Here is a 12,206-nt window from a genome sequence, read left to right as displayed (position 1 = left end):
CCTCACGCTGTGCCGGCGTGATAGCGGCTTTGGCGATGCCGCGCACGAGGTGGTGAGAGGCGCGCGAGAGAGGACCGTCGTGCGAGTAGCCGTCGGCCGCACGCGCGTCGTCGTTGATGAGGTCAGACGACACGAGGGCCGAGTGCACGTCGATGCGCGACAGGTAGACCGTCTTGCCCGCCGCGGCTTCGTCGATCTCCGCGCGCGTGGGCGGACGGTTCTCCGGCCAGCGCGTCTCGTCCCAGCCGTGACCCCACACCAGTGGTCCCTCAGCCTCCCGGACCTGCTGGAGCAGGGCGTCCACGGAGGACGTGCGGGTCAGGTCGAGGCCGGTCAGCAGGAGCCCGGCGGAGGTGGCGTGGACGTGGGCGTCGACGAACGCGGGCGCGACGAAGGCGCCGTTGAGCTCGACGACCTCGGCGTCGGGGTGCAGCGCGCGGCCGACCGAGTCCTGTCCGATCCACACGACGACGCCGTCCGTGACGGCCATGGCCGTCGCATCNNACGATCATCTCCACGTCGGCGGCCAGCCCCTCGGCGCCGAGGGCGGCGGCGCTGAACGACGTCGCCATCGAGAAGAAGATCACGGTGCCGCCGTCCGCGGTCGCGAGGATGGCGCCGTGCTCGCACCCCGGCACGTCCACACACACGACCGTGACATCGACCTGCTTGCCAACCGCCTCAGCGACAGCCACCGGGTTACGTGCATCCGCGATAACGACCTCGTCGGCGAGACCGGCCGCACGCACCTGTGCCGCCTCACGCTCAGTCGGCACCAACGCCACGACGCGCGACGCACCGGCCTGACGCGCCGCCGCGAGAGAGAGCGAGCCCGACTTGCCGCCACCGCCGAGCACCAGCACGGACCCACCAGGGTGCCGCCGCACCACACGGTCCGTCAGCGCCGGTGCACCACACACGTCGAGAACGGACAACGCCAGTTCGTTGGACATGTCGGACGGCAACACGGCCGCGATCGACCGCCCGAACAGCACCGCGGTCCCCCGGCACGGCACCTGCTCGTCCTCGCCGCTCCAGTCCTGCAACCCGTCGTTGATCTTCAGGGGCGTCAGCGTGAGGCTGACCAGCGTCGCGATCCGGTCGCCCGCCTTCAGCCCGAGCGGCGACGACGGCCCGACCTCCAGGACCGTGCCGAGCAGCATGCCGCCCGAGCCGGTGACCGGGTTCTGCATCTTGCCGCGCTCGGCGACGATGTCCAGCACAGCCTGCCGGACCGCGTCACCATTGCCGTGCTGCTCCCTGAGCTGCCGGAACGACGCCGCGTCCAGGTTGAGCCGCTCGACCGCGACGATCACCTCGTCGGCCGCGGGGACCGGGTCCGCGTCGAGCCGCCACGCCTGCTGGGGCAGCACACCAGCCGGCTCGAGGACGCGGTGCAGTCCGTACGCGCTCACCTGAAAATCCTTCGGTCGACGACGCTGTCTCGACAATATCTTCACGTGAGACGTCAAGATACCGCAAGCATCACTCGACAATCAGGCGGAACCAGCGGCAGTCGTAGGGTGCGAGATCGACCTTGGCTCCGCTCTTCGCGGGCTTCACCTTCCCGCCCGTCAGCAGGTCCTCGAGCACGCCGTCGGCCGGGACGCGCACGGTGATCTCCTCGTCGGCGAAGTTGTGCACGGCGATCACCGAGCCGCCGTCGCAGTCGGCGCGGTGGGCGAACACGCGAGGCTCGCCCGTGTCGAGCACCTGGGCGGTGCCCCAGGCCAGCTCAGGACACTCCCGATAGCGTTCGATCATGAGCCGCATCCACACCAGCAGCGAGTCGGAGTCGTGGCGCTGGTCCCGCGCGGCGTCCCAGTCCATCGGCACGCGCACCGCCTCCCTGCCCTCCAGCGACAGGTCCTCGACCAGGCCGATCTCCTCGCCGTAGAACAGCACCGGCGTGCCCGGCAGCGTGAACAGCAGGCTGTAGACCATCCGGATGCGGCGCTGGTCGCCGTTCAGCATCGACGGCAGCCGCCGGCGCAGGCCGCGGTCGTAGAGCTGCATCGACGGGTCCGGGCCGAAGGCGTCGAAGACCTCCTGGCGTTCGTCCGTGGGCAGCTTGTCCAGGGTCAGCTCGTCGTGGTTGCGCACGAACGTCGCCCAGTGGCCGTCGCGCGGTGGCTGCGGGCGTTCCTGCAGGGCCTTGACCAGCGGGCCGCTCGACTTCCGCGCCAGCGCCAGGTACATCGCCTGCATGCCGACGAAGTCGAAGCACATCGTCAGCTCGTCACCCACGCCCTGGCCGTAGAACGCCATCGTGTCCTTGTACGGCAGGTTGACCTCGCCCAACAACACGCCCTCGCCGTTGCGGCGGTTGAGGAACGCGCGCAGGTCGGTGAGGTAGTCGTGCGGGTCCGGCAGGGAGATGGCGTCCATCGAGTCGTTGTGTTCCAACAGGAACGGCACGGCGTCGACGCGGAAGCCGCTCAACCCCAGTTCCATCCAGAAGCCCATGATCCGTGCGATCTCGTCGCGCACGGCGGGGTTGGAGACGTTGAGGTCGGGCTGGTGCTTGTAGAAGCGGTGCAGGTAGTACTTGCCGACCTCCTCCGAGTACTCCCAGAGGCTGTTCTCCTTGTCCGGGAAGGTGATGCCCTTCGGGCCGTCGGCCGGCGGCTCGTCGGCCCAGACGTACCAGTCGCGCTTCTCCGGGTCGTGAAACCACGGGTGCTGGTCGGAGGTGTGGTTGACGACGAGGTCCGCGATGACGCGCATGCCCCGGTCGCGTGCCGCGCGCACGAACTCCACGAAGTCGCCCAGCGAGCCCAGGCGCTCGTCGACTCCGTAGAAGTCGGTGATGTCGTAGCCGTCGTCGCGTTCGGGCGTCGGGTAGAACGGCATCAACCACACACACGTGACGCCGAGCGAGTGCAGGTGGTCGATGCGTTCGGTGGCGCCGTGGAAGCCGTCGGAGGAGAAGGTCTCCACGTCGAGGCAGTAGAGGACGGCGTTCTTCCACCACACGTCAGATGTGCGGATCACTTCGTCACCTCCGGCAGTACGTGCTCACCGAACGCGTCGATGAACGGCATCAGGTCCTGACCCACGTGGTGCAGGTAGATCTCCTCGAAGCCCATCGAGGCGTAGGAGTGCAGCTGCTCGGCGTGCCACTTGAGGTCCGACGACACATCAACGACCTCGGCGACCTGGGACGGCGTGACGTTCTCGGCGACCACGTCGAAGTGCTCGGCGAGTTCCAGGTCCCAGCACACGGGCGGACGGAACACGTTGGTGCGCCACTGCTCGTGTGCGATCGCCAGCGCGGTGTCGTCGTCGGAGGCCCAGCTCAGGTGCACCTGCAGATGGAGCTTGCCGCGGCCGCCCGCGTCGCGATACGCGTCCGCGACCTCTCTCAGTCGGTCAGGTGGCGCGTTGACGGTGATCAGCCCGTCGGCCCACTCCGCACACCAACGAGCGGTCGCGGGCGACACAGCAGCACCGATCAGCAAGGGCACTTCGTCCGGCAACGTCCACAGCCGGGCCCGGTCGACCCGCACCAGGCCGTCGTGACTCACCTCCTCGCCCGCGAGCAGCGCGCGGATCACGTCGACGCACTCGCGAAGCCGGGCGTTGCGGACGTCCTTGCGCGGCCATCCGTCGCCGGTGACGTGCTCGTTGCTCGCCTCGCCGGTGCCGAGCGCGGCCCAGAACCGGCCGGGGAACATCGCCGCGAGCGTGCCGATCGCCTGGGCGGTGATCGCCGGGTGGTAGCGCTGGCCAGGGGCCGTGACCACGCCGAACGGCAGGCTGGTGGCCTGCAGCGCCGCGCCCAGCCAGGACCAGGCGAACCCGGACTGGCCCTGGCGCGAACTCCAGGGTGAGAAGTGGTCGGAGCTCATCGCCGCCCCGAACCCGGCCTCCTCGGCTCTGCGCACCGAACTGAGCAGTGCGGTGGGGTGTATCTGCTCATGTGACGCATGGACGCCGTAAACGGTCATGCGACTTCAGGTACCCAGTGAGCCGTTCGAAAAAGCGTTGAACCGATCCTGAACGGGAGCCGTGTGTACTGCGACGCCCTCGATGCGGAGGAGGAACGGCGATGTTCAACGAGACGCGGATCGGAACCGCAACCGTCGTTGAGTTCATTCGACCGGACGGCACAGTCGAGCCGATGAACGTCGATCTCCACTACCGCTCAGACGATCCGCACGCCGTCACGCTGCGGTTTCACACCAGAGACCAGGAGTCGACCTGGCTGGTCGGCCGGGATCTCCTCTCCGACGGCCTGCTGTCGCCGACGGGCATCGGGGACGTCCGGCTGCGGCCGCTCCAGGGGGACGTGCTCATGCTGGAGCTGTTCACCGAGGACTCGCACGCGGTGTTCCACCTGTCGTTCGAGGAGCTGCACCGGTTCCTGGAGTCCACCTACGCGGTGGTCCCGGCCGGGCATGAGGTCCTCGACTTCGAGCTGCTGCTGAAGGACCTGCTCGCCTGACGTTCAGAGACGCAGGCCCAGGACGAGCTTGTCGGCGGAGTCGATCACGCGGAAGCCGAGGTGTTCCCAGAACCCGAGCCCGTGTGTGTTGTGGTGCCGCACGTGCACATGGACGCCCTTCTCGAGACGTTCAAGCACGGTGCGGACCAACGCACCGCCGAACCCCTTGCCCTTCGCGCGAGGCAACAGGTTCGCGTGCATGTGCGCGGGATAGTCCTTCACCAGGAACGGGTCGACCCGCGCCGGGTCGTGGATGTGCCGCACGACCCGATTGACGTTCTTCGTCAACGGATACCGAATGCGCAGGTCAGGCCACCAGTCGCGGTCACAGCGGTCCTCGAAGGCCTCGCTGTCGGACGCCGCGATCGCGTACCCGCAGACCCCGAGGTCGTCCTCCACCACGAACGCCAGGTCAGGCTCGAACGCCACGTACGGACCGACGTAGGCGTGGCCGAGCAGGCGCGGGTCGTCGAACAGATGGCGCGCACCAAGGCCGCCATTGCCGGTGTCGAGGCAGATGTCGTAGAGCGCGTCCAGGTCAGCGGGCCGGTACGCGCGGATCACGTCAGCTCGCGCCGTTCCGCGATGATCACAGGCTCGGCGGCGACGTCGATCACTTCACCCTCGACGACCTGACCGGCCCCGAAGCGACGTTCGTGCTCGAACTTCAGCGCGGCCGCCTCCGCCTTGCGCGCGATCCGGCGGCTCACCAGCCGGCGCGTGGGCGGGAACAGCAGGAACAGCGCCGCGACGTCGCTGATGAAGCCCGGCACCATGATCAACGCACCGGCCGCCGCGATCAGCACGCCGTCGGCCATCTCCTGGTGCGGCTGCTGACGCTTCCACACGGCCTCGGAGAAGGCGGCCATCGTCTGCGCACCCTGCCGGCGCACCAGCGACAACCCCGCGAGGGTGCCGACCAGCAACAACGCGATCGTCCAGAGCCCGCCGATGGCGTTGCCGACGGCGATCATGACCGCGATCTCGGCGAACATCCCGAGCAACAGCAGCGCGAAAACAGGCATACCCGCACAACGCGCGACGGTCCCCAATTGCTCCCGACCTGCCCTCAACCAGGGCTTGATCTGAAATATTTACGGCAAGCTAGCGATGTGACAGGATATCTTTACGCGACCTCGACGCTGAGGAGTACGGATGACTGCGCTGCACGACGCCCCCACGGCGTTGGAACGGCTGGACCGCCAGCCGTACACGTACGTGCGCCGTGAGCTGGTCGAACCCGACTGGCGGCGCTTCCCGGGTTGGTCCCACGTGACCGAGGCGCAGTGGCGCGACGCCCAGTGGCAGCGGGTGAACTGCGTGAAGAACGTCAAGCAGCTCCGCAAGGTCACCGGCGACCTGCTGACCGAGAAGTTCTACGACGACCTGGCCGCCGACCAGGAGAACTTCGCGACGATGTCGATGCTGATCCCGCCACAGATGCTCAACACCATGGCGGTCGACAGCGCCCTGACGCCGTCCGAGTTCACCGAGGCCTTCCTGGCCGACCCGGTCCGCCGCTACATGCTGCCGGTGCGCTCCGACCGCGACCCGCGCTGGCCGTCGCACCCGCACTCCCAGCGCGACTCGCTGCACGAGGCCGAGATGTGGGTCGTCGAGGGGTTGACCCACCGCTACCCGACCAAGGTCCTGGCCGAGATGGTGTCGACCTGCCCGCAGTACTGCGGCCACTGCACCCGCATGGACCTGGTCGGCAACTCCACGCCGCTGATCGACAAGCACAAGCTCTCGCTGAAGCCGGTCGACCGCCAAGACCAAATGATCGACTACCTGAAGAAAACCCCCGGCGTGCGCGACGTCGTCGTCTCCGGCGGTGACGTGGCAAACGTGCCGTGGCCGCAACTCGAGTCGTTCCTGATGCGCCTGCTCGACATCGAGACCGTCCGCGACGTCCGCCTGGCCACCAAGGCCCTGGCCGGCCTCCCCCAGCACTGGCTCCAGCCGCGCGTCGTGGAAGGCCTGGAACGAGTCGCCCGCACCGCCTCCCGCCGCGGCGTGAACCTGGCGATCCACACCCACGTCAACCACGCCCAGTCCGTGACGCCTCTAGTGGCCGAGGCCGCCCGCACGGCCCTGGAGGTGGGCGTTCGCGACGTGCGCAACCAGGGCGTGCTGATGAAGGGCGTCAACGCCACGTCGGACGACCTGCTGGATCTTTGCTTTGCGCTGCAAGGGGAAGCGAACATCCTGCCGTACTACTTCTATATGTGCGACATGATCCCCAACGCTGAGCACTGGCGGGTGTCGGTGTGGGAGGCGCAGGAGCTCCAGCACGCGATCATGGGTTATCTGCCTGGGTATGCCACTCCTCGCATCGTGTGCGACGTGCCGTACGTGGGCAAGAGGTGGGTGCACCAGCTCGCTGAATATGACCGTGAGCTCGGGATCTCCTACTGGACCAAGAACTACCGGACCGGGATCGAGCTCGAGGACCCCGAGGCGCTGGACCGTCGCTATCCCTACTACGACCCGATCTCGACGCTCGGTGAGGCCGGCCAGAAGTGGTGGTCCGACCAGGCCTGACAGGTCGCGATGGGGCCGTTTTCGGGACATCTCCCGGAGGCGGCCCCATCGGCATGTTTGCCCGGTCATCACCCATGGAGCCGCATTGGGCCTCCGGAACGGGTGCGGCGGTGGGAATCGGCAGCGTCACACCCCATGACCTCGAGGTCAGGGACCGCATGACCATGATCGCAGTCGAAATTGGCAGACTTCACGCATGACCGATGCGGTGCGCGAGTTCTGGGACCAGCACGCGGCGACCTTCGACCAGGAACCGGATCACGGACTGCTCGATCCCGAAGTACGCGCGGCGTGGACGGCCGTGCTTCTGCCGCTGATGCCGGGCGATGCGGCGTCCGTGGTCGATCTGGGGTGCGGCACCGGCAGCCTCTCCGTGCTGCTGGCGCAAGCCGGGCACCGGGTCCGCGGCGTCGATCTGTCCGGACGGATGATCGCGGCCGCGCGGGCCAAGGCGAACGCCGCCGCAGTGCCGGCCGAGTTCATCCAGGGCGATGCCTCCCAGCCTCCTTGCGCACCGGCGTCGTGCGACGTCGTGCTCGCCCGGCATGTGCTGTGGGCGCTGCCCGACCCTGCTGCCGCGTTGAAGCTCTGGGTCGATCTGCTCAAGCCCGGCGGCCTGCTCGTGCTCATCGAGGGACGCTGGTCGACGGGTGCCGGCCTGACCTCCGCCGAGTGCCGCGAACTGGTGCTGGCCGTGCGCGAAGACGCCGGTGTCACGCGGCTGGACAGCCCGGCGTTGTGGGGGCGCGTGATCGACGACGAGCGGTACCTGCTCGTCAGCCGGAGCTGATCAGCGTCCGGTCAGGAAGCCGAGCGTGCTCGCGGCGAGCCGTTCCTCGATCGCCTTCGGGTCGGTGGCGGTGGACTGGCGGAACCGCTGTGAGGAGACCATCGACAGCAACCACCAAGCGGCGGCTTCGGCGTCCAGGTCGGGCCGGAGCTCTCCGTTGGCACGGCCGCGCTCGAGCAACCCCGTGATCGCGGCCGCGAACCTCCGCACGGCGCGCCGGGTGGCCGCCTCGATCTCCGGCTCGTCGTGGATCGTGGCGGCATCGGCGAAGATCGCCCCCACTGAGCCCGCGCTGTGCACGTGCCGCAGGTGTTCGGGGTCGAGCATCATCTCGAGCAGCCCCACCACCGGCACGTCCGCGGTCGCGAACCGTTCGACCAGGCGGCAGATGTGGTCCGCGGCCTGGTCCACCACGGCGGCGAACAACGTCGCCTTCGTGCCGAAGTTCTGGAACACCACCGGTTCGCTCACGCCGATCTTGCGCGCGACCACGGACGTCTTGCCGCGCAGGTAGCCGACCTCGGCGAACAGCTCGGTCGCCGCCGCCAGGATCGACTCGCGGCGCTCCTCGGCGGACATCCTGGTCCGGCGCTCACGTTGTTCGGTCACGGAAGCATCCTAGACAGCTCTACTTAGTCATGACTAAGCTCGTGTCCGCCACTACTTAGTGGCGACTAAGTTAGAGGAGGACGCGATGCACAAGGTCAGGTCGCACGGGAACTCCCCCAGCGGCGCGATCCACCAGGCCCGTGCCTACGAACTGCTCTCATCCCTGGTGTTCGCCGGGCGCCGGCGTCGCATCTTCGGCCGCCTCGTCGAACTCGCCGACGTGCACGCGGGCGACGAGGTGCTCGACATCGGCTGCGGGCCCGGCTACCTCACCTCGCTCGCCGCACAGGCCGGGTCACGAGCCGTCGGCATCGACGTGTCCGAGCAGATGATCGCGGAGGCCAACCGAAAGCGGGCCGGCGCCGGCTGCTCGTTCCTGGTCGGCAAGGCGGAAGCCCTGGATCTGCCGGACGCGTCGTTCGACGTAGTGGTGTCCAGCCTGGCAATCCACCACATCCCCGAGGACGCGCGCGCCCAGGCGTTCGCCGAGATGTTCCGCGTGCTGCGACCGGGAGGCCGCGTGCTGATCGCGGACTTCCTGCCACCACAGGGATTCCTGGCTCGGCACCTGGTCGGGGCGACCGCCGGGGAGACGATGCGCGACAACCCGGTCGAGCGGATCGCCCCCATGCTCGCGGGGGCGGGGTTCGACCTCGGACCGAGCACCAAGGTCAGCTGGTTCCTGCACTGCGTTCGCGCCGACAAGCCCGGCGTCGCCCGGTGAAGATCGCGAGCAAGCTCACCCTGGCCGCCGCCCTCATCGGCCTGATCATCCACATCGGACTCGGCTACAAGTTCGGCTGGTGGTCACCGTGATCGCCATCGCCGCGCATCTGCTGATGGGGGTGGTGGCCCGCAGGTTCCTGCGGCGCCGCACGTCGAGCTGACTTCGGCTGCACAGCTCCTTCACGACACGGCTGGCATGAGTAACCGTGGTTGCACTGCCCGGCGGAAGGAGTTCCAGATGCTCAGCTGGTCCACCGTCGCTCACGGCGCCGCACTCTCCGCCGTCCTGGCCGCGGTCGTGGTCGCGTTGCTCGTGCCGCCGCGCCGCGCGGGAGTGATCGTGACCGCGGGCCTCGCCGCCGGGCTCGGGCCCGCGGCCTGGAACGCGATCCTCAACGCCGTGCACGCACCGGGGTTCTTCACCGACGCCCCCATCGCGGTGTTCCCCGTCAGCTGGCAGGACACCGGCAGCGGCGTGTTCGCCATCGCCACGGCCGCGTTGCTGCTTGGATTCGGTCCACAGGGCAGCGACTCCGGCAGGCGAGTCGCTGTCGTCGCACTACTCGCGGGCGTCGCGGCATTGGTGGTCGATGTCTACCTCTATTGACCAGCCCGGCACCTGGGTGCTCTTGTCACACCGGATGCCTCGGGAGCCGTCGACACCGCGGATCACGGTGTGGCGCAAGCTCAAGCGCCTCGGCGTCGCACAGATCTCGGACGGTCTGGTCGCTCTGCCCGCGGACGCGCGCACCCGTGAGCAGATCGACTGGATCGCCGAGGAGATCGTCGACAACGGCGCACCGCGATGGTCTGGCTGGCCCGGCTTACGAGCCTCACGCAGGAACGCGAGCTCGCGCAGGCGATGGCGAAGGTTCGTGCGGCCGAGTACGCCGCCGTGCTCGACGAAGCCACCCAAGCAGCGGGACTTCCGGATGCCGACAGGCAGCGGATCATGCGCAAGCTGCGGGCCGAGCTGCGGCGCATCCACCGCCGCGACTACTTCCCTTCCCTGCAACGGAAAGCGGCCGACCATGCCGTCGACGCGTTGCACCCCGACCGCGGCCAGAAGGACACCGCATGAAGCGGGCCACCCGCGCGGGAATCCACATCGACCGCGCCGCCTGTGCCTGGCTCATCCGCCGCACGGTCCACGCCGACGCCGAGTTCGTCTTCGTCACCGACCCGGCCCAGGTTCCCGCCGACGCCACGCCGTTCGACATGCGCGGCGTCGAGCTCGGGCACCACGGCGGCGACTGCAGCTTCGAGACGATCCTGCGCCGCTACGACATCACCGATCCGGTGCAGTGGCGCATCGCCGAGATCATCCACGAGGCCGACGTCGACGACGTGACGGCCGCACCATGGCTCTTCCTCAAGGATCGAGTCCATCCGACGGCGGATGTACGGGCCAGGCAGCCATCACCCGGCTCGGCATCCCGACGGGAGCACCAGAGAACCGTTTTCGTCAGAACATCGGGTTCGTGTTCGCGCGCACTTCCGGCATCTGCATCATCGCATCCCAGTGCTCAGCCAACTGGCCGTTCTCAACACGATAGATGTCGATGAACCGCCACTCCGCTCCCGCCATCTCATAGCGCGAATGGAGGATGACGACGTCGCCTTCGGCGACGATGTGTTTGAACTCGATTTGCTGCTTTGCGACTCCTTGTGAGGAGAGCATCCGCACCAGCGCCTTTACGCCCTCCGGGCCGTCGGCGATCGTTGGATTGTGCTGCTTGAAATCCTTGCTGAAGAATTTGTCGATCGCGTCCAGGTCCAGATCGCCGAACGTGCGCTGATACGCCTCGACGACGATTTCCTTGTTAGCCTGTTCTTTACTCACGGAAACTCCCGTTCCGACTGCGATAGCGGGCAACAAGATCAGGCAGCGCCCCAGAACGCGTCCTCTTCCACCGGGTCGGACGAGAACAGCCACACCTCGGCGATCCGATCCCCTTCGACGCGGAGCAGGTCGATGCCGTCCTGGTCCACCGTCGCGCCGTCGCGCATCCCGCCGAAGCGGATGGGAGCGGCGACGATCGATCCGTTGGCGGCGAGCGGACCGGTCAGCGAGATCTCGAAAGTTCCCTGGCTGACAGACATCATGCCGCCCAACATCTCGCCGACAGCCTCGCCGCCGCGACGAGTGCCGGAGAACTGGTTGGCTCCGGGCTGGTGCCAGACGATGTCATCGGCGAACATGCCTGCGACCGCGGCGAAGTCCTTGGCGGACAACGCCTCGAAGTACTTGCGAGCAACGTCCAACGGCTCGTTCGACTGCGCCATCATCCGTGTCCTTTCAAAGTTCGTTCCACGTGACGGCAATAGTCACCATCGGTGCCCAGTCACCTCAACGTAACCAACGTGCCTGCGTGACGCAGGTCACATCACACTCCAAGCGTCACGTCGCTGTGGTCCACAGTGGACGGTGACGAGTTCCCGTGCGTGTTCAGCAACGACCGGCGTCGTAGGACTCGCGCGCCGCGAGCACCTCCGCCGTGTGCTCTTCCGCCCACAGGCCCAGCGCCTGCAGCGGCACGTGCAGGGTCCGCCCGAGGTCGGTCAGCTCGTACTCGACGCGGGGCGGCATCTCCGCGTACTCCCGCCTCGCGACGATCCCGTCCCGTTCCAGGTCCCGCAGTGTCTCGGTGAGCACCTTCGCGCTGATTCCCTCGACCACCACACGCAGGTCGCGGAAGCGCAGGCCGTCACCACGCCCGAGCGCGATCACCACCATGGCCGTCCACTTGTTGTCCAGGCGCGCCAGCGACATGCGCGTCGACCAGATCTCCGTCGAGGCTGCCCACCTCGGATTCTGCGACAAGGGCCACATCCACTCGTTGGTTACGTTGAGGTGACCGGTTACCAGCGGTAAGCATAGGACAGTGCCAACAACAACGCACGCGGAAGCAAGCCAAGGCGTCTTGCCCCGCACCACTTCGCCAACCTGCAGTTGAGATTGGTAACCAACTACCCGAACGTAACCGACAGGGAGCAACCGATGGCCGAGCACCCCGAGTTCAACGTGCTCACAGCAACCTGCCCGTCACGTACGTCGCTCGCACGCATCGCCAACAAGTGGACTGCCAT

15 protein-coding genes and 2 pseudogenes are annotated in these 12,206 nt (G+C 67.7%); 7 read left to right on the top strand and 10 right to left on the bottom strand.

Annotated elements, in window-relative coordinates; translation table 11 throughout:
• The 4 genes and pseudogenes from B0F77_RS29010 to B0F77_RS28995 form a co-directional block, all read right to left on the bottom strand.
• Positions 1-502, bottom strand: a pseudogene (locus B0F77_RS29010) (amidohydrolase family protein); the annotation flags it as partial.
• 391 nt (positions 503-893) lie between these two features.
• Positions 894-1,415 (bottom strand): annotated as a pseudogene (gene kdd / locus B0F77_RS51085) (L-erythro-3,5-diaminohexanoate dehydrogenase); the annotation flags it as partial.
• 70 nt (positions 1,416-1,485) lie between these two features.
• Entirely contained in the window at positions 1,486-2,994 is a 1,509-nt protein-coding gene (locus tag B0F77_RS29000) for an alpha-amylase family protein (RefSeq protein ID WP_245848778.1), read from the bottom strand.
• Positions 2,991-3,950, bottom strand: a complete 960-nt coding sequence (locus B0F77_RS28995) for a TIGR03885 family FMN-dependent LLM class oxidoreductase (protein WP_086666162.1) — start codon at positions 3,948-3,950, stop codon at positions 2,991-2,993. Before B0F77_RS28995 ends, B0F77_RS29000 begins: the two co-directional genes overlap by 4 nt.
• 173 nt (positions 3,951-4,123) lie before the next feature.
• Here B0F77_RS28995 and B0F77_RS28990 point away from each other — a divergent pair, with 173 nt between their 5' ends.
• Entirely contained in the window at positions 4,124-4,447 is a 324-nt protein-coding gene (locus tag B0F77_RS28990) for an SsgA family sporulation/cell division regulator (protein ID WP_158102852.1), read from the top strand.
• A 3-nt stretch (positions 4,448-4,450) separates the two neighbouring features.
• Here B0F77_RS28990 and B0F77_RS28985 read toward each other — a convergent pair whose 3' ends face one another.
• Positions 4,451-5,011, bottom strand: coding sequence for a GNAT family N-acetyltransferase (locus B0F77_RS28985; RefSeq protein ID WP_086666160.1), 561 nt, complete (start codon positions 5,009-5,011; stop codon positions 4,451-4,453).
• Complete coding sequence (locus tag B0F77_RS28980) at positions 5,008-5,472, bottom strand: FxsA family protein (RefSeq protein ID WP_086666159.1); 465 nt, start codon at positions 5,470-5,472, stop codon at positions 5,008-5,010. Before B0F77_RS28980 ends, B0F77_RS28985 begins: the two co-directional genes overlap by 4 nt.
• 130 nt (positions 5,473-5,602) lie before the next feature.
• Here B0F77_RS28980 and B0F77_RS28975 point away from each other — a divergent pair, with 130 nt between their 5' ends.
• Together B0F77_RS28975 and B0F77_RS28970 are read left to right on the top strand one after the other, a co-directional pair.
• A complete protein-coding gene (locus tag B0F77_RS28975; protein WP_086666158.1) occupies positions 5,603-6,991 on the top strand; it encodes a KamA family radical SAM protein in 1,389 nt (462 codons plus the stop codon).
• 196 nt (positions 6,992-7,187) lie between these two features.
• Positions 7,188-7,781 carry a class I SAM-dependent methyltransferase gene (locus B0F77_RS28970; RefSeq protein ID WP_086666157.1) on the top strand — a complete coding sequence of 198 codons (594 nt, stop codon included), beginning with the start codon at positions 7,188-7,190 and terminating at the stop codon, positions 7,779-7,781.
• Here the strand turns inward: B0F77_RS28970 and B0F77_RS28965 are convergent, their stop codons facing one another.
• A complete protein-coding gene (locus tag B0F77_RS28965; RefSeq protein ID WP_245848774.1) occupies positions 7,782-8,390 on the bottom strand; it encodes a TetR/AcrR family transcriptional regulator in 609 nt (202 codons plus the stop codon).
• 85 nt (positions 8,391-8,475) lie between these two features.
• On the opposite strand from B0F77_RS28965, the gene B0F77_RS28960 reads away from it, so the two are divergent.
• The 4 genes from B0F77_RS28960 (at position 8,476) to B0F77_RS50010 (ending at position 10,682) form a co-directional block, all read left to right on the top strand.
• On the top strand, positions 8,476-9,114 hold the full coding sequence (locus B0F77_RS28960; RefSeq protein ID WP_086666156.1) for a class I SAM-dependent methyltransferase: 639 nt from the start codon (positions 8,476-8,478) through the stop codon (positions 9,112-9,114).
• A 240-nt stretch (positions 9,115-9,354) separates the two neighbouring features.
• Positions 9,355-9,723, top strand: coding sequence for a hypothetical protein (locus tag B0F77_RS28955; protein WP_086666155.1), 369 nt, complete (start codon positions 9,355-9,357; stop codon positions 9,721-9,723).
• A gap of 198 nt (positions 9,724-9,921) precedes the next feature.
• Positions 9,922-10,197 carry a hypothetical protein gene (locus tag B0F77_RS49170; protein ID WP_211294081.1) on the top strand — a complete coding sequence of 92 codons (276 nt, stop codon included), beginning with the start codon at positions 9,922-9,924 and terminating at the stop codon, positions 10,195-10,197.
• Entirely contained in the window at positions 10,194-10,682 is a 489-nt protein-coding gene (locus B0F77_RS50010; RefSeq protein ID WP_245848773.1) for a chromate resistance protein ChrB domain-containing protein, read from the top strand. Before B0F77_RS49170 ends, B0F77_RS50010 begins: the two co-directional genes overlap by 4 nt.
• Here B0F77_RS50010 and B0F77_RS28940 read toward each other — a convergent pair.
• The 3 genes from B0F77_RS28940 to B0F77_RS28930 all read right to left on the bottom strand — a co-directional run bounded on the left by B0F77_RS28940 (position 10,582) and on the right by B0F77_RS28930 (position 11,889).
• Positions 10,582-10,959, bottom strand: coding sequence for a nuclear transport factor 2 family protein (locus tag B0F77_RS28940; RefSeq protein ID WP_158102851.1), 378 nt, complete (start codon positions 10,957-10,959; stop codon positions 10,582-10,584). The genes B0F77_RS50010 and B0F77_RS28940 overlap by 101 nt on opposite strands.
• Positions 10,960-10,997: 38 nt before the next feature.
• Positions 10,998-11,402, bottom strand: a complete 405-nt coding sequence (locus tag B0F77_RS28935) for a nuclear transport factor 2 family protein (protein WP_086666181.1) — start codon at positions 11,400-11,402, stop codon at positions 10,998-11,000.
• A gap of 163 nt (positions 11,403-11,565) precedes the next feature.
• Positions 11,566-11,889 carry a winged helix-turn-helix transcriptional regulator gene (locus tag B0F77_RS28930; protein WP_169730996.1) on the bottom strand — a complete coding sequence of 108 codons (324 nt, stop codon included), beginning with the start codon at positions 11,887-11,889 and terminating at the stop codon, positions 11,566-11,568.
• Positions 11,890-12,206 lie beyond the last annotated feature (317 nt).

It is taken from the genome of Lentzea kentuckyensis, from assembly GCF_002150765.1.
GTDB classification, from domain to species: Bacteria; Actinomycetota; Actinomycetes; order Mycobacteriales; family Pseudonocardiaceae; genus Lentzea; species Lentzea kentuckyensis.
This window is presented reverse-complemented; position numbering and strand designations above follow the sequence as displayed.